At 64.1% G+C, this 24,804-nt stretch carries 23 protein-coding genes and 1 pseudogene; 19 read left to right on the plus strand and 5 right to left on the minus strand.

Annotation, left to right across the window (positions count from 1 at the left end; all coding sequences use genetic code 11):
• From FOY51_RS24000 to FOY51_RS24015, 4 genes are all read left to right on the plus strand, one after another.
• A partial coding sequence (locus FOY51_RS24000; RefSeq protein ID WP_187776448.1) for an alpha-hydroxy-acid oxidizing protein occupies positions 1-234 on the plus strand: 234 nt, incomplete at its 5' end.
• A 6-nt stretch (positions 235-240) separates the two neighbouring features.
• Positions 241-2,184, plus strand: coding sequence for a mycofactocin system FadH/OYE family oxidoreductase 1 (locus FOY51_RS24005; protein ID WP_149432810.1), 1,944 nt, complete (start codon positions 241-243; stop codon positions 2,182-2,184).
• A 5-nt stretch (positions 2,185-2,189) separates the two neighbouring features.
• Positions 2,190-3,002 (plus strand): mycofactocin-coupled SDR family oxidoreductase, encoded by an 813-nt coding sequence (locus FOY51_RS24010; RefSeq protein ID WP_149432811.1) that lies wholly within the window; start codon positions 2,190-2,192, stop codon positions 3,000-3,002.
• A complete protein-coding gene (locus tag FOY51_RS24015) occupies positions 2,999-4,957 on the plus strand; it encodes a mycofactocin system FadH/OYE family oxidoreductase 2 (protein WP_235916700.1) in 1,959 nt (652 codons plus the stop codon). The genes FOY51_RS24010 and FOY51_RS24015 overlap by 4 nt, the downstream gene beginning before the upstream one ends.
• 32 nt (positions 4,958-4,989) lie before the next feature.
• On the opposite strand, the gene FOY51_RS24020 is transcribed toward FOY51_RS24015, so the two are convergent.
• The gene (locus FOY51_RS24020) at positions 4,990-5,382 is read right to left on the minus strand and encodes a RidA family protein (protein ID WP_149432812.1); all 393 of its coding nucleotides are present in this window, start codon (positions 5,380-5,382) and stop codon (positions 4,990-4,992) included.
• A 21-nt stretch (positions 5,383-5,403) separates the two neighbouring features.
• Here FOY51_RS24020 and FOY51_RS24025 point away from each other — a divergent pair, with 21 nt between their 5' ends.
• The 8 genes from FOY51_RS24025 to FOY51_RS24060 all read left to right on the plus strand — a co-directional run bounded on the left by FOY51_RS24025 (position 5,404) and on the right by FOY51_RS24060 (position 13,539).
• Positions 5,404-6,009, plus strand: coding sequence for a CGNR zinc finger domain-containing protein (locus FOY51_RS24025; RefSeq protein ID WP_187776449.1), 606 nt, complete (start codon positions 5,404-5,406; stop codon positions 6,007-6,009).
• Positions 5,996-6,400 (plus strand): SRPBCC domain-containing protein, encoded by a 405-nt coding sequence (locus FOY51_RS24030; protein WP_149432814.1) that lies wholly within the window; start codon positions 5,996-5,998, stop codon positions 6,398-6,400. Before FOY51_RS24025 ends, FOY51_RS24030 begins: the two co-directional genes overlap by 14 nt.
• Positions 6,401-6,416: 16 nt before the next feature.
• A complete protein-coding gene (gene mftE, locus FOY51_RS24035) occupies positions 6,417-7,106 on the plus strand; it encodes a mycofactocin biosynthesis peptidyl-dipeptidase MftE (RefSeq protein WP_149432815.1) in 690 nt (229 codons plus the stop codon).
• Between the two features lie 101 nt (positions 7,107-7,207).
• Positions 7,208-8,605: a mycofactocin biosynthesis glycosyltransferase MftF gene (gene mftF, locus FOY51_RS24040; RefSeq protein WP_149432816.1), complete on the plus strand. Its 1,398-nt coding sequence runs from the start codon at positions 7,208-7,210 to the stop codon at positions 8,603-8,605.
• A 3-nt stretch (positions 8,606-8,608) separates the two neighbouring features.
• Positions 8,609-10,051: a mycofactocin dehydrogenase MftG gene (mftG, locus tag FOY51_RS24045; RefSeq protein WP_149432817.1), complete on the plus strand. Its 1,443-nt coding sequence runs from the start codon at positions 8,609-8,611 to the stop codon at positions 10,049-10,051.
• A gap of 64 nt (positions 10,052-10,115) precedes the next feature.
• Positions 10,116-11,405, plus strand: a complete 1,290-nt coding sequence (locus FOY51_RS24050) for a sigma-54-dependent transcriptional regulator family protein (protein ID WP_149432818.1) — start codon at positions 10,116-10,118, stop codon at positions 11,403-11,405.
• 86 nt (positions 11,406-11,491) lie between these two features.
• Positions 11,492-13,015, plus strand: a complete 1,524-nt coding sequence (exaC, locus tag FOY51_RS24055) for an acetaldehyde dehydrogenase ExaC (RefSeq protein ID WP_149432819.1) — start codon at positions 11,492-11,494, stop codon at positions 13,013-13,015.
• Positions 13,015-13,539: a DUF779 domain-containing protein gene (locus FOY51_RS24060; protein WP_235916701.1), complete on the plus strand. Its 525-nt coding sequence runs from the start codon at positions 13,015-13,017 to the stop codon at positions 13,537-13,539. The genes exaC and FOY51_RS24060 overlap by 1 nt, the downstream gene beginning before the upstream one ends.
• Positions 13,540-13,543: 4 nt before the next feature.
• Here FOY51_RS24060 and FOY51_RS24065 read toward each other — a convergent pair whose 3' ends face one another.
• The 4 genes from FOY51_RS24065 to FOY51_RS24080 are packed head-to-tail and all read right to left on the minus strand — an operon-like array spanning position 13,544 to position 15,683.
• Entirely contained in the window at positions 13,544-14,251 is a 708-nt protein-coding gene (locus tag FOY51_RS24065; RefSeq protein ID WP_149432820.1) for a sulfite exporter TauE/SafE family protein, read from the minus strand.
• A gap of 34 nt (positions 14,252-14,285) precedes the next feature.
• Positions 14,286-14,606 (minus strand): DUF202 domain-containing protein, encoded by a 321-nt coding sequence (locus FOY51_RS24070; RefSeq protein ID WP_149432821.1) that lies wholly within the window; start codon positions 14,604-14,606, stop codon positions 14,286-14,288.
• Positions 14,603-14,968: a YidH family protein gene (locus FOY51_RS24075; RefSeq protein ID WP_149432822.1), complete on the minus strand. Its 366-nt coding sequence runs from the start codon at positions 14,966-14,968 to the stop codon at positions 14,603-14,605. Before FOY51_RS24075 ends, FOY51_RS24070 begins: the two co-directional genes overlap by 4 nt.
• Before the next feature lie 10 nt (positions 14,969-14,978).
• Positions 14,979-15,683 (minus strand): DUF8020 domain-containing protein, encoded by a 705-nt coding sequence (locus FOY51_RS24080; RefSeq protein ID WP_149432823.1) that lies wholly within the window; start codon positions 15,681-15,683, stop codon positions 14,979-14,981.
• A 408-nt stretch (positions 15,684-16,091) separates the two neighbouring features.
• Here FOY51_RS24080 and FOY51_RS24085 point away from each other — a divergent pair.
• From FOY51_RS24085 to FOY51_RS24115, 7 genes and pseudogenes are all read left to right on the plus strand, one after another.
• Positions 16,092-17,218, plus strand: a pseudogene (locus FOY51_RS24085) (NAD(P) transhydrogenase subunit alpha).
• The gene (locus FOY51_RS24090; protein ID WP_149432824.1) at positions 17,218-17,550 is read left to right on the plus strand and encodes an NAD(P) transhydrogenase subunit alpha part 2; all 333 of its coding nucleotides are present in this window, start codon (positions 17,218-17,220) and stop codon (positions 17,548-17,550) included. Before FOY51_RS24085 ends, FOY51_RS24090 begins: the two are co-directional and overlap by 1 nt.
• Positions 17,550-18,968: an NAD(P)(+) transhydrogenase (Re/Si-specific) subunit beta gene (locus FOY51_RS24095; RefSeq protein WP_149432825.1), complete on the plus strand. Its 1,419-nt coding sequence runs from the start codon at positions 17,550-17,552 to the stop codon at positions 18,966-18,968. Before FOY51_RS24090 ends, FOY51_RS24095 begins: the two co-directional genes overlap by 1 nt.
• 325 nt (positions 18,969-19,293) lie before the next feature.
• The gene (locus tag FOY51_RS24100; protein ID WP_149432826.1) at positions 19,294-20,070 is read left to right on the plus strand and encodes an SDR family NAD(P)-dependent oxidoreductase; all 777 of its coding nucleotides are present in this window, start codon (positions 19,294-19,296) and stop codon (positions 20,068-20,070) included.
• A gap of 48 nt (positions 20,071-20,118) precedes the next feature.
• Positions 20,119-21,264 carry an alpha/beta hydrolase family protein gene (locus FOY51_RS24105; RefSeq protein WP_149432827.1) on the plus strand — a complete coding sequence of 382 codons (1,146 nt, stop codon included), beginning with the start codon at positions 20,119-20,121 and terminating at the stop codon, positions 21,262-21,264.
• A gap of 26 nt (positions 21,265-21,290) precedes the next feature.
• Entirely contained in the window at positions 21,291-23,225 is a 1,935-nt protein-coding gene (locus tag FOY51_RS24110; RefSeq protein WP_149432828.1) for a flavin-containing monooxygenase, read from the plus strand.
• Positions 23,226-23,445: 220 nt separating this feature from the next.
• Positions 23,446-24,771: an MFS transporter gene (locus FOY51_RS24115; protein WP_187776450.1), complete on the plus strand. Its 1,326-nt coding sequence runs from the start codon at positions 23,446-23,448 to the stop codon at positions 24,769-24,771.
• The last annotated feature ends 33 nt before the right edge of the window (positions 24,772-24,804 follow it).

Genomic DNA, 24,804 nt, shown 5'->3' on the forward strand with positions numbered 1-24,804 from the left:
GCGGTAGCGCTCGGTGCGAAAGCCGTCATGATCGGCCGTGGCTACCTGTGGGGTCTCGCGGCAAACGGTCAGGCCGGTGTGGAGAACGTCCTCGACATACTCAGGTCCGGAATCGATTCCGCGCTCCTCGGCACGGGCCACTCGTCGATCGAGGACCTGTCGTCGGCGGACTTGGTGATCCAGCCCGGATTCGGTCGGGCTCTCGGCGTGGCTTCCCACCGTCGAGAATCCTGATCTCGGATGTCACCGTGGCTGACGGACGCGATGTCCGTCGCCGGGCGTCGCGCTCAGTCGCGCGTGCTGTTCGGGCCGCACGAGACCAATCTGTGCGTCGACCGTTCCTTCGGTGAGCGTTCTGTCGCCTACTACGAGCGCCGGGCCCGTGGTGGCGCAGGCATCATCGTCACCGAGAACGCGTCGGTGCATCCGAGCGATCACCCGTACGAGCGTGCGCCGCTCGCGACCGCGTGCGCCGAGGGCTGGTCGGCAACCGTGCGTGCTGCTCGCGCGCACGGCACACTTGTCCTCGCAGGCTTGACGCACAACGGATTACAAGGCAGCAGCGCGTTCACGCAAGGGGCGCTCTGGGGTCCGTCACGGGTCGCGGATGTGGCCACGCGCGAGCTGCCGATGGAGATGGAACCGGGCCAGATCGATGCCGTCGTCAACGGATTTCGCTCGGCGGCACGGTTGGCGGCAGACGCCGACATGGACGGTGTGGAAATCGATATCGGCCCGACAAGCCTGCTCCGCCAGTTCCATTCGCGACTGACCAACAACCGCGATGATGCATACGGCGAAGATCCGACGCTACTCACCCGCCGCGTGCTTGCGGCGGTTCGAAACGAGTTGGGTCGCAACAGAATCCTTGCAGTGCGGCTGTGTTGCGACGAATTGGCGCCGTGGGCGGGCATCACGCCGAAGCTGGCGGCATTCGATGCGCGTGCGATAGCCACCATGCTCGACCTGCTCGTCGTGGTCCGCGGCGGCCCGTACTCGACTGCGGCCTACCGGCCGGATGCGCACACAGAACCGGCCTTCAATGTCGATCTCTGCCGGGAGATACGCGCGACGATCGCCGACGCCGTCCCAGTGGCCTTGCAGGGCAGCGTGATCGACATCGACACCGCCCAGTGGGTGCTCGACACGGGTGTCGCCGACGTGGTCGAGATGACTCGAGCGCAGATCGCCGAACCGGATCTGGTTGCGAAGGCTCGACTCGGACGATCGCCGCGTCCGTGCCTGTTGTGCAATCAGGCTTGCCTGGTGCGGGACAACCGAAACCCGATCGTCAGTTGCGTGGTGAACCCCACCGCAGGGCACGAGACTGTGGATCTCATCGAAGGCGATGCGGACGGTTCCGGTCCTGCTCTGGTCGTCGGTGGCGGTGTTGCGGGACTGGAAGCGGCGCGGGTGCTTGCGGGCCGCGGGTTCGCCGTGACGGTCGTCGAACGCTCGCCGGACACAGGCGGAATGCTTCGGCATTGTGCGGTCGGCCCAGGCCGGACGCGGTTGCGCCAGCTACCGAGGTGGCTTGCCGCGGAATGCGCCCGACTCGGCGTGAGTGTCCGGCGTGGGGAGACAGCGGACGCGGACGAGGTGGCCGCTGCTCGGCTCGGCGGCGCCGTCGTTGTGATCGCGACGGGAAGCGTTGCCGCGCCACCGGGTATCGCGACGGATGCGTCCGCCACAGTGCTGACCCCTCCCGAGGTCTTCGACGGTGCGGAAGTATCCGGACCGGTGCTGGTGTTCGATCCGGTCGGCGGTCCGGTGGGTGTCGGCGTAGCCGAAATGCTGCGATCGGACTGCCACGAGGTCGCAATCGTGACGCCCGATCTGGTGGTCGGTAAGCAACTCGACCGCACCGGCGACTTGGCGGCGTCGAACGTTCGGCTCCAACAGGCTGGGATCGTGCGGCACCGAGCGTCTGTTGTGCGGTCCGTCATCGACCGGTCGGCTCTGCTGGAGAACACTTTCACGGGCGTGACAACGTCGATACCGTGTGCTGTGCTGATCGACTGCACGCATCGACTGCCCGACCGGTCCGTCCAGATCCCCGGCGGTGTCCGCGTCGGCGACTGTGTTGCGCCGCGAACCGCTTTGGAGGCTGTTCGCGAAGGTCGCTCCGCTGCGCTGCACGCCATGATGGAATTGGATTCGGCTACAACAGGATCGAAGGGATAGACGACATGGGGCAGTTCGACGGCAAAGTCGCGTTCATCACGGGCGTTGCGCGCAGCCAAGGTCGCAACCATGCGATACGTCTTGCGCGAGAAGGCGCGAACATCATCGGTGTCGACATCTGTGCTCGGGTGTCGGAGGACAGCGGATATGTGCATGCAACGCCCGAAGATCTGGTTGTGACCCGCGAACTGATCGAGGCAGAGGGCGGCAAAGCACTTCTCGAAGTGGCCGATGTGCGCGACAGCGCGGCCCTTGCGGATGTGGTGCAGCGCGGCGTGGCCCAATTCGGGCGCCTCGACATCGTGATCGCCAACGCCGGCATCTGCAACTGGAACCGATTCTGGGAGATGTCCGACGATCAGTGGAGCACGCTGATCGATGTCAACTTGACCGGCGCGTGGAAGACGCTGAAGGCGGCGGTGCCCACGATGATCGAAGCGAACAACGGCGGCTCGATCATCGTGGTGAGCTCGGTCGCCGGGATCAAATCGCTTCCGGGGCAAGCACATTATTCAGCGGCCAAGCATGGCCTCGTCGGGCTGACCAAGAGTGCGGCCATCGAACTGGGTGAGTTCAAGATCAGGGTGAACTCGATCCACCCGTACGGGGTCAACACCCCCATGGGTCTCGACAACGACGCGTTGGCGATGTTCCAGAAGCATCCGCGCTACCTCGCCAGCTTCGGATCGATCCTGACCGACAGTCCGATCGCCGCCGAAGACGACATCACCGAAGCCATCCTGTATCTGGCAGGCGACGGCGCTCGCATGGTGACCGGCACCCAACTCAGCATCGACATGGGTGCGACGAAAGTGTGACGACGCCGTACCCGCAGCTCTTCGCGCCGATCTCGCTGGGTCCTGTTCGGCTGGCGAATCGGGTGGTCTTCGCGGCGCATCTCACCAACTTCGCCTCCGACGGCATGCCGACCCCGCAGCACACTGCGTACTATCGGGCGCGCGCCGAAGGTGGCGCAGGCCTGATCATCACCGAGGAGCAGATCACCGCGCCGGGGGACAGGCCGTACGAGAAGCTGATTCGCGGATACGACCCTGCGGTTGTCCAGCACTATCGGACCATCACGGATGCGGTGCACCGGTACGGAACGCGGATCTTCGCACAGCTCAACCACAACGGTGGGCAGTCGTCCGGAATGTACACGCGGGCAGCGATCGTCGCACCGAGTGCGGTGCCCGATCCGTTGTTTCGCGAGGTCCCGCATGCTGTGGACACGGATGAAATTGCCGATGTGATCGACGGCTTCGCCCTCGTGGCTCGGCATTGTGTCGAGGGCGGGTTCGACGGTGTCGAGCTGCAATGTTCCCAGTCGTCGATCTTGCGCGGATTTCTCTCCGGCGCAACCAATCGGCGAGTGGATCGCTACGGCGGCGACCTCGCGTGCCGTGCACGGCTGCTGCTCGAGGTGGTCGCTGCGGTTCGCGCGGCGGTCGGCGACGACATCGCGGTCGGCGTGCGAATCTCCGGTGAGGAGCACGTGGAGAACGGGACCCGACTCGACGAGGCGGTCGATGTCGCGCGCATGCTCGCGGCCACCCGGCAGGTCGACTACCTCAACACCACAGTCGGCGTCGCGACCGCGACCCTGCACCTGGTTGAGCCGTCGATGGCGACGCCGCGCGGATACGCGAATCATGTGCCGAGGGCGATCCGGGAGGCTGTGTCGATCCCGGTGATCGGGGTCGGGCGGTTCAAGGACCCTGAACAGGCGAATTCGGCTGTGGCAGAAGGAGTATGCGACCTGGTCGGCGTGGTGCGCGGCCAGATCGCCGACCCGGACTTCGTGGCGAAGGCGCGGGCCGGCTCGGCGGATCGTATCCGGATGTGCCTGTCCTGCAACCAGGAGTGCGTGGGACGGGTGGGGACCGGGCGTTGGCTGGGCTGCGTGGTGAACCCGCGCGCGGGCAAGGAGTCGATCGCGCTGCAACCGCCACGCAGGCGGGCGTCGATGCATGTCGTCGGAGCGGGACCAGCCGGTCTGCAAGCTGCTTCGACCGCCGCTCAGCTGGGACATCGGGTGGTGCTCTACGAACGGGCGCGCGAGCTCGGCGGCCAAATCCGCACCGCGGCTAGGGTTCCCGGTCGAGTCGAGTTGCGCTCACTGGTCGATACCTTGGCCGGTGAGTGCGAACGATACGGCGTCGACGTCCATGCGGGTGTGAACATCGATGCCGACTTCCTGCGCACGCAGTCGCCTGCGGCGGTGGTGATCGCGACCGGTGCACGACCGGTGCGCCCGGCATGGGCGGGCGGTTCGGCGACCGTGATCGATGTTCGAGACGTGTTGGAGGGGCGCGCTTGTCCGACCGGTTCGGTGTTGGTATACGACGAGTTGGGCTTTCATCAGGGCACGTCGGTCGCGGAGCATCTCGCGGACAGCGGCTGCGAGGTGACCATCGCAACCAATGCGATGGTGGTGGGTCAGGACCTCGATTCGACGCTCGACATGGAGGGCTGGCAGCGACGCGCGTACGACAGGCGAATCGTCGAGTTGACGGACGTGATTCCGATCGAGCACGTGACCAACACACTCACGCTGCTGCATCACCCCACCGGGATTCGCAGCACGCATCACGTCGACTGGATCGTCTGCTCGCTGCACCAAGCACCCGAAACCGAACTGTGGAACAAGCTGCGCGGTAGCGACTTCGAGTTGTACCGCATCGGGGACGCGGTCACGCCTCGGCGAGCGAACGCCGCGATCCTCGAAGGCGACTCCGTCGCCCGTGCGTGTTTTTCAGTGCCCCAGCACTGAACTTCACGCACAGTTTTCAGTCGGTCAGTGGTCTAGTCGGACAACGCGGCCACGGCATCGATCTCGACGAGGAATGCCGGATTGGCCAGGCCCGCAACCACAAGCACCGTGATGGCAGTGGCATGACGTCCCCACACCTTCTGCGAAGCCGCGAAACCTTCGCGGATATCGGAACCGGCAACGACGTGGATGGTCAACTTGGCAACATCGTCCTGCGTTGCACCGGCAGCATCGAGCACTGCGAGAACGTTGCGCAAGGCTTGCTCGGTCTGGGGGCCCAACCGGTCGCTGACGACGTTGCCTGTTTTGTCGACGCCGTTCTGGCCGCCGACAAACATGATGCGCGCTCCTGCGTCTGTGATCGTCGCATGGCTGAACGCAGGATTCGCGGGTAAAGATTCGGGATCGACATGCTGGATGCTCACGTAACCAGTTATAGTGGTTACATGAGTGCGCGGTCAACGGTCCCGATGGTTTCCCGGGAGGGAACGCGCTTTTCGGTTGCGACCGGTGCGGTCTGCCTGCAGTTGATCTATACAGGTGGGGCCGGGTTGCGATCCAAATGGGAGACGTTGCACAACCCTGCGGACTTTGCGGATTGGGTGATCGCGGCAGGACTGGTCGAGGCCAAAAAGGGTCTTGTGGTGACCGATGCAGAATTCGAGTCGGTGTGGATACTGCGAGAAGCGTTGTGGGAGAGCGCGAATTCGTGCATCGATGGGGTGCCATTGGCTCGTTCGGCTGTCGGCACCCTCAATCGATTGGCTGCCCAGCCGGACGTTGCCCCACGGTTGAGTCGAAACGGGTCGGTGTCCGTGCACGGACCGGTGGCCGGTAGTCAAGTGCTCTCTACCATCGCTCGCGACGCGATTGCATTGTTCGGGGGTCCGCTGGCGGATCGGCTGAAGCGTTGTGCCGCAGACGATTGCGCGATCTTGTTCGTCGACACCTCCAGGCCCGGCGGGCGGCGGTGGTGCGCGATGTCCAGATGTGGAAACCGAGACAAGGTCAGGAACCGACGACGATTGGAGAAAGCTGATGCCGGTAGGTAAGACCAGAGATGCCGGATGGGAGATCGGTGTTTCGAAGACGCTGCCGTATCCGATCGATGCGGTGTGGAACATCCTGGTAGCTCGACCGTCGGTGTGGCTAGGACCCGATGTGTCGGTGCCCACCGAAAAGGGTGAGCAATGGCAATCCAGCGACGGCGCGGTGGGTGAACTTCGTAGCAGACGTGATCGTGATCGAATCCGCCTGACGTGGAAGCCTTCCGGCTGGGATCACGACACAACGGTTCAGGTCGCGGTGGGGCGCGGGCCGAACGGCACACTGGTGAGGTTCCATCAGGAGCGGCTTGCCGACGCGGCCGAGCGTGAGTTGCAGCGCGAACATTGGCAGTCGGTGATGGACGCGTTGGAATCTGCGCTCGCAGCGACGACGTGACGGATACGGTCCGATCATGACTGCGCCGAGATGGCTGAGCGAACAGACGTGGCCGGATGTGGACGCGGACGCAACCGTTGCCGTTCCCGTCGGTTCGCTCGAGCAGCACGGGCCGCATCTGCCACTCGACACCGACACTGCCATCGCGACGGCAGTCGCCGTGCAGCTGCCGAATGTGCTGGTAGCGCCCCCGATTGCGTACGGAGCGAGTGGCGAACATCAGAGCTTCGCGGGCACGGTGTCGATCGGACTGGAGGCACTGGAGGTGCTGCTGCTCGAGTACGGACGCTCCGTGTGCACGTGGACAGGGCGAGCGGTGTTCGTCAACGGGCACGGCGGAAATGCCGGGGCACTGGTAAAAGCCGTGCAGCGATTGCGTTTCGAGGGCCGCGATGTGGTGTGGTTGCCATGCGTCGTACCGAATTCCGATGCGCATGCGGGCCGAACCGAGACGTCGCTGCTGCTGCACCTCGCGCCCGATCGTGTTCGACTCGATCGTGCCGTGGTCGGCGCAACCGAACCGATCGGCGACCTGATGCCGAGGCTGCGCGAGCGCGGCGTTGCCGGTGTCTCCGCGAGCGGTGTTCTCGGTGATCCGACAGGCGCAACCCCAGCCGAGGGCCGGCAGTTGTACGACGCGCTTGTGACTCGATCGGCCGCGGCCGTGAACCGATGGAGCCCCGACACGAACGGTATGTTGCGCTGAAACGCCGGTTTACGGCGTGTCGTTCGATGAATTTTCAGTATCGAAGCCCTTTTTTTCCAGCACTGTGTACCCGAAGCCGAAAGTCCGAATACCATCGCCTGATGCGCCAAGGCCGACTCCCCGACGGATTTGGGGTGCGGATAGATCCAAGCGTCCGCGCCTATTCCGGTGGACGAGTCCTCATCGGTGGTTCACCGACTCGGATGCTCAAGCTCGCCCCGTCTGCTGCCGCCATGATCGGCGACGGATTTCTCGAGGTCACCGACCCGCACACCGCGGTGGTTGCGCGGCGACTGCTCGACTCCGGTGTTGCGAACCCACGGCCGATGCTGCTGCCCTCCACCGACGACGTGACTGTGATCGTCCCGCTGCGCAACAACGCCGGCGGCCTCCAGCGTTTGCTCGCCGCGCTCCGTGGGCACCATGTGATCGTCGTCGACGATGGATCCGATATTCCGGTCGAGGTGCCCGCTGGCTACGGGGGTCAGTGCAACGTCACGGTGCTGCGCCACGATGCATCGCGCGGCCCCGCAGCGGCGCGCAACTCCGGATTGCGTTCGGCAACAACGGAGTTCGTTGCATTCCTCGACTCGGACGTAGTTCCGCGCAACGGCTGGTTGGAAGTGATGCTCGGTCACTTCAGCGATCCCGCCGTTGCGTTGGTTGCCCCACGCATCGTCGCGCTCGACTCGGATTCCAATCAGCTTGCGCGCTACGAACACAGCAGGTCGTCGCTGGATCTCGGCCGCCGCGAAGCCGCGGTTCGCGCGCACGGTCCGGTGTCCTACGTTCCGAGTGCTGCGATGCTGGTGCGCCGCCGGGTGCTCTTGGACGAAGGCGGATTCGACGAGACCATGCACGTGGGAGAAGACGTCGACGTGTGCTGGCGCCTCGAGCAGGCTGGGTGGCGGCTACGCTACGAGCCCGCCGCTCAGGTGGCCCACGATCACCGCGTCTCGTTCGGTGAGTGGTTCCAACGCAAAATGTTCTATGGCACCGGCGCAGCGCCGCTGGCGGCTCGGCACGAAGGAAAGGTTGCACCGCTCGCTATCTCGCCGTGGACGGTCGCAGCTGTTGTCCTGATGGCTACTCTCACTCGGCTCGGGTTGCTCGGCGCGATCGCGGCGATGTCGATCACGATGCTGAAGCTGCGCAAGATCTTCACCGAACTCGATCAGCCGACGCGGGTGGCGGCAATCTATGTCGCCCAAGGATTCATGGCAGGTCTGTGGCAACTTGCGTCGGCCATGTGCCGACATTATTGGCCGATAACGGTGCTGGCCATGATCTTCTCCAGTCGAATCAGACAGATCGCGATTGCCATGGCCTTGGCCGAAGGTGTCGCAGATTGGTTGAAGCACAAGGAGACCGGTGGGCTCGGTCCGGTGACCTACACGGCCTACAAGCGCATCGACGACGTCGCATACGGCGCGGGTCTGTGGCAGGGGGCAGTGCGTGCGCGCAGTGTCGAGGCATTGAAACCCACGCTCGGACGCTGACACGTGGGCCGGACGGCCGAGGTGCTGATCGTCGGCGGTGGCACCTGCGGGTGCGTGTTGGCCGCACGGCTGAGCGAGCAATCCGACCGTACGGTCCTGCTCGTCGAAGCCGGACCTGGCTTCGACGAGACGCCTGACTCGTTGCGTGATCCGACCGCGATGGCTGTCGGCCCCGAGAGCGTCTGGGCCCGTCGGTATCCGGCCGCGCTGACGGCAACGCGTTCGGGTGTCGCGGTCCGCGGGCGCGTCCTGGGCGGGTCGTCTGCGGTCAACGGCGGCTACTTCGTGCGCGGCACTGCTGCGGACTTCGACGGCTGGGGAGGAGCGTGGTCGTACGACAAGGTGTTGCCGTACTTTCGGAAATCCGAACACGATCTCGACTTCGATGGCGAATATCACGGTGGCGCAGGGCCGATTCGCGTTCGACGCGACCGTGCGGACGAATTCGTCCCGCTGAGTGCGGAATTCGCGCAGGTATGTGTGTCGGCGGGTTTCGCGCGTTGCGCCGACCTGAACGCTCCCGGGTTCGACGGAGTGGGGTCGGTTCCCATGAACATCGACAGGGGCGCTCGGATCACTACCGCAGCGGCCTACCTTGCTCCCGCCTTGGTCAGATCGAACCTGAGGGTCGAGACGAAAACCGTTGTCCAGCAACTTGTTATCGAATCCGGTCGCGCTGTGGGCATCGTTGTCGAGCGAGGCGGAGTCGTCGATCGGTACTACGCCGATCGAATTGTGTTGTGCGCTGGTGCAATAGAGTCCGCTGCGCTGTTGATGCGGTCGGGTATCGGCGATCCGGAGCGGCTGCGGGCTGCGGGCGTGTCCACTCGTTACGCACTGCCTGCGGTCGGTGCGGCTTTCGCCGATCATCCCGAAGTCGCCGTGCCGTATCGGCTTCTCGCGTCGAGCGAATCGAAAGCCGTTGCAGCACTGCAGGTAATACTCGGCAATGGTGGCGTCGAGCTCCGCCCGTACACTGCCGCAATGGATTTGCTGGTTCCGGGTAGCGGCATGGACGTCCCGTATCTCGGCGTCGCCCTGATGCAGTCGGAATCTCGAGGCGTCGTTACGGTCCGCTCCGATGATCCAGCGGTGCCGCCGGATATCGAATACCGCTATCTCTCAGCGGCCGCCGATCGCACACGACTGCGGGAAGGTGTGCAGTTGGCGCAGGAACTGCTCGCAGCTCTGGCATCGCGTGGTGTGCTGACGTTCGATCACATCGATCCGACCGACGACTGGATGTCGGCCAATCTCGGCACCTCGCAGCACATGATGGGTACGTGTCCGATGGGTGCGGACGGCGTTGTCGACGAGAACTGCGCGGTGCATGGGGTGGACGCTCTGTACGTCGTCGATACTTCGGTGATTCCGAACAATCTGAGCCGCGGACCCAACGCCACCGCGGTGATGATTGCCGAGCGAGCTGCCGCGTTGTTGAGGTAGCGGCGTTCGTCCCACTACCGTGACCCGCGTTACAGTGGTACGTACGACGCGAAGGAAAGACGAAATGCCGATGCAGCCGGTGGCGCACGCCAACCCTTGGGTGGCGGTACACCCGGAGGACGACATTGCGCTGCTCGCTCGCAAAGTATCGGCAGCGCACCAGGCCTTCGTCGACAGTGCGGATGCAGCAGGCGTGCGGGCCGTTGTGCTCGATTCCTGGCTCCGCAGCCGGAGCAACGGTGTCGATCCCGACCGGCGCATCGGCGTCTCCGTCTTAGGTGGCGTCGAACTCGAACGCTATCGCTCGGCCCACCCGATGGCACTCATCCTGCCGGTTATTCGAAAACTGCTGGTAGAGGACGCGGCTGACACCGGTTTGCTGGTAGCGATCAGCGACGCACACGGCAGGCTGTTGTGGGTGGAAGGCGACTCGTCGGCGAAAGATCGTGCGCTGGATATGAACTTCGCCGAAGGCGTCGACTGGAGCGAGGACACGGCGGGCACCAACGCGCCCGGTACGGCGTTGGCCCTCGATCACAGCGTGCAGATCTTCGGAGCCGAGCATTTCAGCCGCGCCGTCCACGACTGGAGCTGTTCGGCGGCACCGGTTCACGATCCGACCAGTGGTCGCATCCTCGGCGCCATCGACATCACCGGTGGCCCTCGTGTCGCAGTCCCCGAGGTCCTGCAGTTGATCAAGGCGACCGTGGTTGCGGCCGAGTCCGAGTTGCGCTTCCACCTGCTCAACGCACCACACGTGCTGGGCGAGAACGTACCGCGGCTCAAGTTGCTCGGTACGACACATCCGGTGCTGATCCGTGACGGCGAGCGAATTGCGTTGCCCCGCAGGCATGCCGAGATTCTATTGATGCTGAGCGAGCACCCCGAAGGGCTCAGCGCCGATCAATTGGCGATCTTGCTCGACGAGGGGGAACTGGACGGCGTGACGATTCGTGCCGAGCTCTCGCGGTTGCGCCGCGTGTTCGGTGCGACCGGGTTGGCCTCGCGGCCGTACCGACTGACCGACGAACTCCTTACCGACGTCGGCGACGTGCGATCCGCGTTGGATCGTGGCGACGTCGCCTTCGCCATGCAGGTCTACACAGGACCGGTGCTCCCTGGATCGGACGCGCCAGGCGTCGGCCGCGTACGCGACGAACTCCGAGCACGCGTGCAGGCAGCGCTGCTGCGGGCAGGCGATGCGGCGTTGCTCGCACGGTGGACATCCACCGTCGACGGTCGTGAAGACAGTGCTGCGTGGACTGCCTACCTCTCCACCATCGATCGCGGATCGCCACTGTATGCGCAGGTCAAGGCCAGGATCGAACTGATCGACCGGCAATACCGCAACTGATGTTTCTCGACGCAACGTAGTTGCAACCCTTGCGCTCCTAGTGTTGCGAATCACACCACTTGTGTCGTGACCAAAAGGAGCCGTTGATGTCTGTTTACACCCGCCCGGGGTCGTCGGACGCCGTCATGTCATTTCAGCCGCGCTACGAGAATTGGATCGGCGGCGAGTGGGTCCCGCCGGTCAAGGGCCAGTATTTCGAGAACCCGACGCCGGTCACCGGCGAGAACTTCTGTGAGGTCGCCCGCTCCACCGCGGAGGACGTCGAACTCGCACTCGACGCAGCACATGCGGCAGCGCCCGCATGGGGCAAAACGTCGCCCGCCGCCCGCGCCGTGATCCTCAACAAGATCGCCGATCGGATCGCCGAGAACCTCGAGTCCATCGCGCTCGCCGAGTCCTGGGACAACGGCAAGCCGATCCGCGAAACGCTCAACGCCGACATTCCGCTCGCAGTCGATCACTTCCGCTACTTCGCGGGAGCCATTCGGGCACAGGAGGGTTCGCTGTCCGAGATCGACGAGGACACCGTTGCCTATCACTTCCACGAGCCGTTGGGCGTTGTGGGACAGATCATTCCGTGGAACTTCCCGATTCTGATGGCGACATGGAAGCTTGCACCGGCGTTGGCTGCGGGCAACTGCGTCGTACTCAAGCCGGCCGAGCAGACTCCGGCGTCGATTCTCTACTTGATTTCCATCATCGGCGACCTGCTGCCCGCTGGAGTTCTCAACATCGTCAACGGATTCGGCACCGAGGCGGGCAAGCCGCTCGCGTCGAGCCCCCGCATCGCGAAGATCGCGTTCACCGGTGAGACCACCACCGGCCGACTGATCATGCAGTACGCGTCGCAGAACTTGATCCCCGTCACCCTCGAGCTCGGTGGCAAGAGCCCCAACGTCTTCTTCTCCGACGTCCTCGCCGCAAACGACGACTACCAGGACAAGGCGCTCGAAGGCTTCACGATGTTCGCGCTGAACCAGGGCGAGGTGTGCACCTGTCCGTCGCGTTCGCTGATTCAGGCCGACATCTACGACGAGTTCCTTGCGATGGCCGCGATTCGCACAAAGGCTGTGCGCCAAGGTGATCCGCTGGACACGGAGACGATGATCGGTGCGCAGGCATCCAACGATCAGCTCGAGAAGATCCTGTCCTACATCGAGATCGGCAAGGGCGAGGGTGCGCAGGTCGTGACCGGTGGCGAACGCGCGCAGCTCGGCGGTGACCTCAACGGCGGCTACTACGTGCAGCCGACGATCTTCACCGGAAACAACAAGATGCGCATCTTCCAGGAGGAGATCTTCGGGCCGGTCGTGTCGGTCACGTCGTTCAAGGATTACGACGACGCCATCTCCATCGCCAACGACACCCTGTACGGATTGGGTGCAGGTGTGTGGTCGCGCGACGGTGGTGTTGCCTACCGTGCGGGTCGCGACATCAAGGCGGGTCGCGTGTGGACCAACACCTACCACCAGTACCCGGCACACGCGGCGTTCGGCGGCTACAAGCAGTCGGGCATCGGGCGTGAGAACCACAAGATGATGCTGGATCACTACCAGCAGACCAAGAATCTCCTCGTGTCCTACGCCCAGAAGGCTCAAGGCTTCTTCTGATGGTCCCGAGGCTCGTAGCAACCGCGGAGGCGATGGATCTACTGCGTCGCCTCCGCGGTAACCACGGCGGACTGATGATGCATCAGTCCGGCGGCTGTTGCGACGGCTCGTCCCCGATGTGTTATCCCGCAGGCGAATTCATCGTCGGTGATCGAGATGTGCTGCTCGGCGTGCTCGACCAGCGGCTCGACGTCGGCGTTGTGCCGGACTCGACGCCCGACGGCGACGACGCTGTGCCCGTGTGGATTTCGGGTTCGCAGTTCGAGGCGTGGAAGCACACCCAGCTGGTTCTCGACGTGGTTCCCGGTCGCGGTGGCGGCTTCAGTTTGGAAACGCCGGAGGGTAAGCGGTTCTTGAGCCGCGGGCGAGCGTTCACCGAGGCGGAGAACGCTTCGCTCGCAGCGTCACCGCCGTTGGTCGGTGCGGATTGGGAGAACGGATCTCGGCCCGAGCTTCCGACCGAAGCCCAGGTGGTTGCAGAAGCGTCGGATGCGTGCCCGGTGCCGGGGCAGCGTCTGACCTGAACGGTCACTTCGTTCGAAACAACAGGCTGACCCCGGCGAGAAGTGACATCCAGAGCACTGCGCGAGCTAGTGCTGCCGCGGATATCCGGTGAATCATCGCTCGCGCCAAGAAGAATCCGACGAACAACGTGGGAACATAACGCGCCGACTCGGCGAGCGATCCGACTGTGGTGACCTGCCGCAGTAGAAGTGCTGCGATCGAGAAGATCGACATGATGAGCACACACAGCGACAGGTTTGTTCGCAGTTCGGCGGCATCCCGGGGGCGATACACGAGTGCCAACGGGGGGCCGCCGATCCCGGCGATCGAGTTCATGGCACCTGCGCCGAAGCCGGCGCTCGCCATCGTCCACCTTGTCATCGGAATCATCGTGCCGCCCAACGCCATGACGGAGAGCACGATGATTCCGACCCCGAGCACAGCGGCGATGACAGGCGCCGGAAACGTCAGCGGAATGAGCACGCCGATCGCCGCACCGGGGAGGGATGCAAGCAGTGCTCCACGCAGGATGCGCAGGTCCACAGCATGGCGTTCTCGTATCACCAGCCACAGGACGAGAAGAGATTCCAGCAACAAGAGGGGCCCTGGGACCAATTCCGGTGCCAGCATCATCAACAGTGGTGCAGCGACCAATGCGTATCCAACCCCGGTCAAGCTCTGCACCAGAGCCGCAAATGCAAAGACGCTCGAGACCAAGAGCCAATGCGTCATGTGACGTCCAAGTCTGACGACTTCATTCGCCCGGTCACCGCACGTCGATCATCGAGACAATGACGATCAGGGCGCAGACCACCATCGCGGCGGAGACCGTGCCTATCGATGCGCGGTCGGCGACTGCGTGTCCGTGGTGTAGTTGATGGCCGCGGCGGAAGCAGACGAATGTCACGACCCCCATCGCCGCGATCGCGACGAGTGGCGCGATCGCGGCGGGTCCCCAGCCTTGTTCGGCGGCGTGGTGCCCCAGTAGGGCGGCGACAGCTGCCGAGGACAGGGCGGTGCGCCGCCAAGACAGGGTGGTGCGTTCGGGTTGCAGACCCGGGTCGCGAGTCGCGGGTTGGGAAGTCATCCGATCAGGACGCTGATGGCGGCGATCACGGCGATCAGTCCGACGCTGGCTGCGAGTAGCGGCACCAGCGTGGGGCTGGGTAGTGGTTGGTCTCGTCGCATCGCCTGTTGCACTGTGCGCCAATGGAAGTAGGCGCCAGTGGCGAGTACTGCGGCCAACGCGACGCAGCCGACGGCGATGACGGTGCGTGCACCGGCGACGTGGAAGGGTGCGATCAGCTGATGCACGGCCACGCCGCCGGCGAGCAGCCCCAGAGTGGTGCGTATCCAGGCCAGGAAGGTGCGTTCGTTGGCGAGGGTGAAGCGATAGTCCGGTTCGTGCTCGACGGGGTGCGTGGCGTCGCGTTGGTCGACTTCTGTCATTGCAGTGGTGCTACTTCTTCGGAGGCTGCTGGAGGAGCTGGGCGAATTGGAAGGCCGCCGCGATCAAGACTGGCCCGCCGACGACGATGGAGCCGGCGATGGCGCCGACGGGGGCCAATGTGAGCGCGCCCATGGCACAGCCTGCGAGCGGGCCGGCCCCGAGCAGGGCGGCCAAGGGTGCGGTGGCGGCCAAGCCGATGACTGCACCGGCGATGCATCCACCGCCACCGCCGAGGATGGCGCCGACGATCGCGCCCGCGGCCGTGGCGGCGGTCAGTTCCGGGGCGACTGTGGTGACGGCCGTCGAGAGATCTGCCGGATGGAGCGGCAGGCTGGCGCGCACTGGAATGCCCTGTGCCGGAGCAGTATTCGGTGTCAGAGTGGCGGTGTTGCCGCTGACTCGTGCTGCGATCGGGAAGGATTTTTCGTCGAGGATGTATGTCAACGGCACGGTCGAGACCACGGTGCCGCGGGTGTCGCGAATTTCGAGTTGGTTGGCCGACGTCGTCAGAGTGCCGGCGTCCGTGGTGAAAAGCACCGAGTCTCCTGAGCGGTCCGCGTTGAAGTGGATCACGTGCTGCGTGGCGTCGGCGGAGACACTCGACTGCGGTTCAGCGGCATTGGAATTGACCGGGTTGGCGTATGCGGCACCGGCGCCGGCGCCCGCCGAGGCAATCACCAGGGCCGACGTCACGGCAAACGTCCTGATCTTCATATGGGTAACCCATTCCTTGTGATTGGTGACAGCCGATTGCGTGCCGACCGGTACCACAGAGGTCGGCGATCGATGGTCGAACTGTCACGGTCGCGACGGCATTACCGAAGCGGTGAGGTGAGCCCCGACTGCATCGGCGGGGTGTGATGACGGTAACAGTTGACTAAGTTGTCAGTCAACCGCTAATTTCTTGACACACCCTTCGGCGAGCACAAGGCAGTGTTGTCAGCAATTGAGCTGACGCCCTTCGCATCTCAGCGGTGTAAGTGCCGGAATTGGGCCGCGAGACCGCAGATCCCGAGAGTCGCAAGCGATGCCGGATTTCTGCGTCGCAACGTCACCCGATGGCAGTCGATCGCCAGATGAGAGAGGTCCTACCAAGTGGAGAAAGCAGAGGTGGAAACGACAATGACCAGTCCCGGCCGGGCGCGCATCGGAGTTGTGCGCGAGTCCAACGACGGCGAACGACGAGTGGCGTTGGTGCCGAAGGCTGTTTCGGCACTTGTGGGGAAGGGCGTCGAAGTGGTTGTGGAAGCGGGGGCCGGTCTCGGCGCGTTGATTCCGGACGAACTGTTCGCAGACGCCGGCGCAGCCATCGGCGACGCCTGGTCCGCGGACGTCGTCGTCAAGGTTGCACCGCCCAGCTGCGCCGAGGTAGCGAAGCTGTCGAGCGGCCAGACGTTGATCGGGTTCCTGGCCCCACGCAGCGCTGACAACAAGATCGACGCGCTGAAGTCGGCCGGAGTGCAGGCCTTTGCGGTGGAAGCGATTCCGCGCATCTCGCGCGCCCAAGTGATGGACGCGTTGTCCTCGCAGGCCAACGCCTCCGGCTACAAGGCCGTCCTGCTCGCCGCGTCCGAGTCGACCCGCTTCTTCCCGATGCTCACCACGGCCGCAGGCACAGTGAAGCCGGCAACGGTGCTGATCCTCGGCGTCGGCGTCGCGGGCCTGCAGGCACTCGCGACAGCGAAACGCCTCGGCGGTCGCCCCACCGGATACGACGTGCGTCCCGAGGTTGCCGATCAGGTGCGTTCCGTCGGCGCGCAGTGGCTCGATCTCGGTATCGACGCCGCCGGTGCAGGTGGCTACGCCGTGAACTCACGGAAGACGAACGCGCACAACAGCAACAGGCGCTCGAGAACGCCATCAAAGGCTTCGATGTCGTCATCACCACCGCGCTCGTCCCGGGCCGACCGGCACCGCGTTTGGTGACGGCCGCCGCGGTCGAGGGTATGAAGCCCGGCAGCGTCATCGTCGACCTGGCGGGGGAGACCGGCGGCAACTGCGAACTGACCGAACCGGGCGAGACCGTCGTCAAGCACGGCGTCACCATCGCCTCGCCACTGAACCTGCCCGCCAGCATGCCCGAGCATGCGAGCGAGCTGTACGCCAAGAACATCTCCGCACTCGTGGAGTTGATGCTCGTCGACGGCGGTGCTGATGGGCATTCCGCAGGCTTCACGCCTGTCCTGGCTCCTGATTTCTCCGATCAAGTGCTCGCCGATTCCTGCGTTACCCGTGAGGTGAATGCCTGATGTACACCGATTTGTTGGCCAATATCGCGATCCTGGTGCTGTCCGGGTTCGTCGGTTTCGCGGTCATCTCCAAGGTGCCCAACACTCTGCACACGCCATTGATGTCCGGCACCAATGCAATTCACGGAATCGTCGTGCTCGGCGCGCTCGTGGTGCTCGGTGAGCTGCCGTCGTCCGCACCGTGGGGCGTGAAGGTGATCCTCTTCGTCGCGCTGGTGTTCGGAACGCTGAACGTCGTCGGTGGCTTCGTCGTCACCGACCGGATGCTCGGCATGTTCAAGGCGAAGCCTGCTGCTCCGAAAGCTGCCGTTGAGAAAAAGGACGCTGCCTGATGAACAACCTCGTCTCGATCCTCTACATCGTCGCGTTCGCGATGTTCATCTACGGCTTGATGGGCCTCACCGGTCCCAAGACAGCTGTGCGCGGTAACCAGATCGCTGCCGTCGGCATGGTGATCGCCGTTGTGGCAACACTGATTTCGATCCGCGACACCAACAATTGGATTCTGATCGTCGCTGGGCTGGTCGTGGGTGTGGCGCTGGGTATTCCGCCGGCACGCCGCACCAAGATGACGGCGATGCCCCAGCTGGTCGCGCTGTTCAACGGCGTCGGCGGCGGCACAGTCGCACTGATCGCCTGGGCCGAGTTCGTCGATACCAACGGCTTTTCGCACTTCAATCACGGCGAGCAGCCGACCGTGCACATCATCATCGGCTCGCTGTTCGCGGCGATCATCGGCTCGATTTCGTTCTGGGGTTCGCTGATCGCGTTCGGCAAGCTGCAGGAGATCCTGCCCGGCTCGCCGATCACGCTGGGCAAGCTGCAGCAGCCGGTCAACGCGCTGCTGCTGATCGGTGCAACCGCCGCGTCGGTGGTCATCGGCATCAGCGCGTCCGGTGACGGTGCGTCGCAGTTGTGGATCATCGGTGTGCTGGTGCTCGCCGGTGTGCTCGGCCTCATGGTGGTGCTGCCGATCGGTGGCGCCGACATGCCGGTCGTCATTTCGCTGCTCAACGCGTTGACCGGACTCTCCGCTGCCGCAGCAGGTCTCGCGCTGAACAACCAGGCGATGATCGTGGCGGGCATGATCGTCGGTGCGTCGGGCACCATCCTCACCAACCTCATGGCCAAGGCGATGAACCGGTCGATTCCGGCGATCGTGGCCGGTGGGTTCGGCGGTGCGGGCGTTGCCGCGGTCGCCGGTGACGGTGAGGCCAAGACCGCGAAATCCACCAATGCCGCTGACGCAGCGATCCAGATGGCCTACGCCAATCAGGTGATCGTGGTTCCGGGCTACGGCATGGCGGTCGCGCAGGCGCAGCACGCGGTCAAGGAGATGGCGACGATGCTCGAGGGCAAGGGCGTCGAGGTCAAGTACGCGATCCACCCGGTCGCCGGTCGCATGCCCGGTCACATGAACGTACTGCTCGCCGAGGCCGAAGTGCCGTACGACGCGCTCAAGGAAATGGACGACATCAACGGCGAATTCGGCCGCACCGATGTGGTGCTGGTGATCGGCGCCAACGACGTCACCAATCCGGCAGCCCGCAATGATCCGTCCTCTCCGATTCATGGGATGCCGATCCTGAACGTGGATCAGGCCAAGTCGGTAATCGTGTTGAAGCGGTCGATGAACTCCGGTTTCGCCGGCATCGACAACCCACTTTTCACCGCCGATCAGACCTCGATGCTGTTCGGTGATGCCAAGAAATCCGTCGGTGCAGTCACCGAGGAGTTGAAAGCCCTCTGAGGCTCGCACGCTGGCTGATTCTCTCAGTTGCATTGTGCAGCAACCCATCGCATACATCGCTGGTGCTGCGGCGCGCTCGCCTGTGAGTCCGCCGACAGCTCCTGCGTCGGTGTGCGTACGCGTCGTTCGCCCGTCGGCGCTGCTGTTTCGGGCTCGTCCGGCATCGCCCTGAAATCCTGAAAACAACTTCCTCAAAGGGGTTGACTAACTTGTCAGTCAACAATTAATCTCTAGTGGTCTGCATCACATACGAGACCTGCTGAGCTGCCGCCCCCGATTGGCGCGCCGAGCAGTTTCCGACACTCATCAAGGTGGTCCGAAAGCTATGAACGGAATTGAGAATCGCGTCGTCGTCGTCACTGGTGGCGCACGGGGGCAAGGCCGCGTCGAGGCGCAACAGCTTGCCGACGCCGGCGCGAAAGTCGTTGTCGCCGATGTACTCGAGCCGGAAGGGGCGCTCCCGAACGGTGCCCTCTACCGTCGCCTCGACGTGACCTCGCAAGGCGCCTGGACCGCGCTTGCAGACGAGCTGGCAGCTGAATTCGGTTCGGTATTCGGACTTGTCAACAACGCGGGGATCGTCGGCGCTCGCGGTCGAGCAGGCCGCCTCGAAGAGATCACTCTCGATGACTGGAACAAGCTGCTCGAGATCAACACGACGGGGCCATTTCTCGGGATTCAAACCATGTCCCGACTGATGACCGACGGCGGATCGATCGTGAACATCAGCTCCATCGCCGGCGCCGGCGCGCACCTCGCCGCGGGCTATGGCGTGAGCAAGTGGGCGCTGCGCGGACTCTCACGGATCGCGAGCATGGAACTCGGTCCCCGAAACATTCGGGTGAACAGCATCCTGCCGGGCTACATCGAGTCACCGATGCAGAACCAGACACCTCAGTCGTTCATCGATGCCTACCTGAGCATCATCCCCCTCGGCCGAGTGGGGAACGCAACCGACGTCGCATCACTGGTGACATTCCTGATGTCGGATGGTGCCTCGTGGATCAGCGGTGTCGACATCCCCGTCGACGGCGGCTTGCTCGGTCACGCCGGACTGCGCGTGATCTCCGACGCCATGACGGCAGCGACCGGCGGCGCCTGACCGACGGCCCCGAATTCAACGCCACCATCGACACTTTCGGAGATTCCCATGTCATCGACCGCACTTCTGACCGTCGACCGCTTTCCATTTCCCGATATGGAGGCACGGGCCGGCGGTGATGCCTCGGTCACGAGCGCAGCGCTGCGCCAATTCACACTGCACCGGCTGCTCGCGTACGGGCTGGAGGCAGGTGACGCACTTCGCCTCCTGGAACTGGCCGGCGAGGGGCGATCGTGGCAGCGATCGGCGCTGGCGCTGGCAGACCAATTGTCAACCCGCGCTGAGAATTCCGAGTTGCCGCGGACCCGGCGCTCGCAGGCCCGCCTGTATGGCCGAGCATCCGCGCTACAACGGATCAGCCAGGCCATGGTGCTCGACAACACCGACGACCGGAAGCGGACCTACGCTGCCGCGGCGGCCAACTTCACTCGCGCGCGTGCCGACGATTCCAGGTACGAACACGTCGTCATCGACACGGTCGGTGGGCCGATTGCCGCCTGGGTCATCACTCCCGACGATGCCGGACCGCACCCGGTCGTGCTGGTCCACGGCGGCGTAGACGGGTGGTCGATGGACTGGGAGGGTCTGGCACTGGCTCTGGTCGACGAGGGTATGTGCGCTGTGGTGATCGACGGGCCGGGGCAGGGCGAGACGCGGTTCACCCATCAGCACTACCTCACTCCGGACTGGCTGGACGCTTACCTGCAGGTGTGCGGATTCCTCCTCGAACGCGCTGCGGGCATGCCGGTCGCCACCGTCGGCAACAGCATGGCTGGCGCACTGGTATTGCTCATCGCGTCGCGGTATCCCGTGTTCTCTGCCGTGTGCAGCAACGGTCCCGTCGGAAATATGGCGGCGCAGCTCGCCCGCCCCACCTATGCGCGCAAGCTGGCGTCCTTCTGCGGCGACAACCCGACCGACGATCAAGTGCACGAGGCCTTCGAGTCGATGACGCTCACCGCCGACCGCATTACCTCGACCAGTCCTTTCCTGCTGCTGCAGGGCGACGCGGATCCCATGGTCTCGGTAGACGACGGGACGAAAATCCTCGAATCGGTTCCGTCTGCGGACAAGCGCATGGCGCTTTTCGAAGGCGGCGAGCACGTAATAAATCGCTATCCCGGCGACAAGCACCACCTGATCAGCACTTGGCTGCGAGACCGCATGGATCCCGCAATCGCCGCTGCAAAGTAACAGCCCCTTCGATCTGGAGAGTATCCGTGAATCACACATCCAACGACCCCACCCCGACTCATGAGGAGTTGCTCGCCGCGCTGGCAGACGGTGAACTGGCGTCCGAGCTGCTCACGCTGTGCGAGCTCACCGACGACGCCACGCTCGCGAAACGGTGGTCCGCATACATCACCGGCGCCTCGCCGTGGGAGCACGAATTCCCGGACGAGATCGCGCACGAGATCCGTGAGCAGCTCGCGACCGCTATCCTCGCCGAAAGCGTTGCGACGCAACCGTCCTCGGATTTGGTTGATGTCCTCCTCGACCACGCCGTGGGATCGCCGATACCCAAGCCTGAACACTTGTTCATGCGCAAAGAGATGCGCCTGAACACCGTCGACGAGGTCGACTGGACCGACGGACGTCCGGAGGGCGCCGACTCGTTCTCCGTTCTGATCATCGGGTCCGGCCTGTCGGGCATCGCCGCTGCCCGCCGATTGCACCGGCTGGGGATCAACTTCGAGGTCGTCGAGAAGGGCGACGCCAGCGGTGGCACCTGGCATCACAACACCTACCCGGGTTGTGGTGTGGACATCGCGAGCCACTACTTCTCCTACTCCTTCGCCCCGAATTCACAGTGGAGTCGCTACTACGCGAAGCAGCCGGAAATCCTTGCGTACCTGCGCAACTGCGTCACCGATGCGGGGATGCAAGACCACTTCACCTTCAACACCGAGGTGCTGTCGGCGAACTGGCAGGACGACGAGAACCTCTGGCTTGTGACCACCCGCTCGACCGATGGCGAACTTCGCCACATCCGCGCGAACGTCGTCATCAGTGCCGCCGGCCTGCTGGATCGACCCAGCACCCCGGATTTCCCCGGGTTGGCGGACTTCGGGGGCGCGGCCTTCCATGCGGCGGAGTGGGATCACTCGGTGGACCTCGCAGGCAAGCGGGTCGCGTTGGTGGGAACAGGTGCCAGCGCCAACCAGATCGGCCCCAACATTGTGGACGTGGTCGACAAGCTCACAGTCTTCCAGCGCAGCGCGCATTGGAACGTCGGCATCAAGAACTACGGACAGAACGTCACGGAGGGTGAAAAGTGGCTCCTCGCGAACGTACCGGCCTACGGTCGCTGGTTCCGGGCACGCACACTGCTCTCGCAGAACGACGTCATGCGCCCGGCGCAGGAGGTCGATCCCACCTGGAGCAGCGAAGACGGCTCCATCAGTGCGGAGAACGCCCGGATGCGTGAGGTCCTGACCGACTACATCAAGGACGAGCTCGGCGATCATCAGGATCTGCTGCCCAAGGCATTGCCGGACTACCCGCCGTTCACCAAGCGCATGCTCCGCGACAACGGTTGGTACCGCATGATGCGTCGAGACAACGTCGAGGTCGTTCCCGCGCGCGGCCTGCGGTTCGAATCCGACGCGATGATCGACGACGACGGCGTCCGGCATCCTGTCGACATCGCCGTGTTCGCAACGGGATTCGAGGCTTCGAAGATGCTGGCCTCGTATTCGGTCTACGGGCGTGAGGGTGTATCCATCCGGGACATCTGGGGCGACGACGATCCACGGGCATACCTGGGTATGGCCGTGCCGCGCTTCCCCAACTTCTTCGTCATGTACGGACCGAACACGAACATCGGCACCGGCGGCAGCATCTTCGGTCAGGCGGAGAACTGGTCTCGCTACATCGTCGACCTTGTCGCCACGATGGTCGAGCAGAACGTCACGGTCACCGAGGTGACGGACGAGGCGTGCACCGCCTACAACGAGCGTCTGGACAACCGCTTGGCCCAGATGATCTGGTCGGTGTCCGCGGGTGGCACGTGGTACCGCAACAGTTCCGGCCGCGTCACCACCAACATGCCGTGGACATCGTTCGAGTACTGGGCGATGACCCAGGACGTCGTACTCGACGACTTCGAACTGACCCCGGCATTCGATTCCCCCGCGTCGGTCTTGACCCGCTGATCGCGCACGGCCGATGCCGTGAAGGGGGACAACGACGTTCATCCGGATCGGCATCGGCGCCGCGAGCGCAGCGCGCGGCATGGCTGAACCCTCACCGCTACGACGACATTCCCCACCGAGTGGGGGTGATCGACAGCACCGTCGACCACCACGACCCATTCCTCTCTTGCTGTTCGAACCCCTAAAATCAACCCCGAACAACCGAACGAGATGGTCAATGATGACTACACAACTTCAACTCTCATCGAACGCCCCGACCGCAACGAGATCCAGTACCCGCGCATGGGCAGTCTCCACGATGCTGGTCTTCCTCGCCCTGGTCAACTGGGCAGACAAGGCGATTTTGGGCCTTGTTGCCGTGCCGATGATGAAAGATCTCGGCATCGGGCCCGGTGAGTACGGGACTCTTGCCGGCGCGGTGTACTTCCTGTTCGCCGCATCAGCCGTCGCCGCGGGCTTCCTGGCCAACCGGGTACCCGTCAAATGGCTCCTCATCGGCATGGTGACCATCTGGTCACTGAGCCAGTTCGCCATCTGGTTGGCCCCGACCTTCGTTTTGATCTTCCTGTGCCGGATCGTGCTCGGATTGGGGGAGGGCCCGTCTGCCGGCCTCTCGTTCCATGCCGCCGCAAAATGGTTCCGCAACGAGGAACGTAACCTTCCGGTCGCGCTGCAGAATGTCGGCTCGTTCGGCGGTATCGCGGTCGCCGCCCCCGGATTGACCTACATCGTCAACCATTGGGGTTGGCACTGGGCCTTCTTCGCGGTCGGCATGGCGGGCCTGGTCTGGCTCGCAGCCTGGGCGTTCATCGGTAAGGACGGACCCTACGGCGGTCAAACCAAGGGCGATCCCGACGTCGTGGCAGCCGATTCCGTGTTCGACGGGAGCATCCGGATCCCGTATCGCAAGATCCTTGGCTGCCGTTCGTTCATCGGATGTGTCTGTGTCGGTCTCTCCGCCTACTGGTCCCTCGCCATCTTGTCGGCGTGGATGCCTGCGTATCTCCGCAACGCGCAGGGATACTCCGCAACCGGTGCGGCCAATGTCGTGATGGCGATTTCTCTGACCGCGATTGCCTTCCTCATCCTCGAGGCCGTAGCCACGAATTACCTGATGAAACGCGGAGTGAGCAGTCGCGTTGCCCGCGGCATGATGGCCTCTACAAGCACCGCCATTGCGGGAGTGTTCGTCGCCCTGGTCACCCTGACGACGCCCGGAGCCGCCCAGATCTTCGTGCTGTGCATCGGGTTCGGCCTCGGACTGGTGGCATTCACCACGGGTGCCGTTTCGATCTCCGAGTTCGTCCCGGCGCTTCAACGCGGCGCCGTCCTTGGGATCTACGTGGCGATCCTGACCTCCCCGGGTGTGTACGCCCCGATGATTTTCGGTTGGATCGTCTCGGCAGCTGGGGCCGGTGACAGGGGGTACACGATCGCCCTCCTCATCTCGGGTGCGTTGGTCTGCGTCGGCGGCATCGCCGGCTTGGTCCTGATCGACCCGCGACGTGACGCGTTGAAGATGATGACGTTCGCCGAGCAGGTCTAGCGCGCATCTCGGATCGGCCCCGGCGCACGGTTG

The organism is Antrihabitans cavernicola (genome assembly GCF_008297975.1).
In the GTDB taxonomy this organism is placed as follows: Bacteria; Actinomycetota; Actinomycetes; order Mycobacteriales; family Mycobacteriaceae; genus Antrihabitans; species Antrihabitans cavernicola.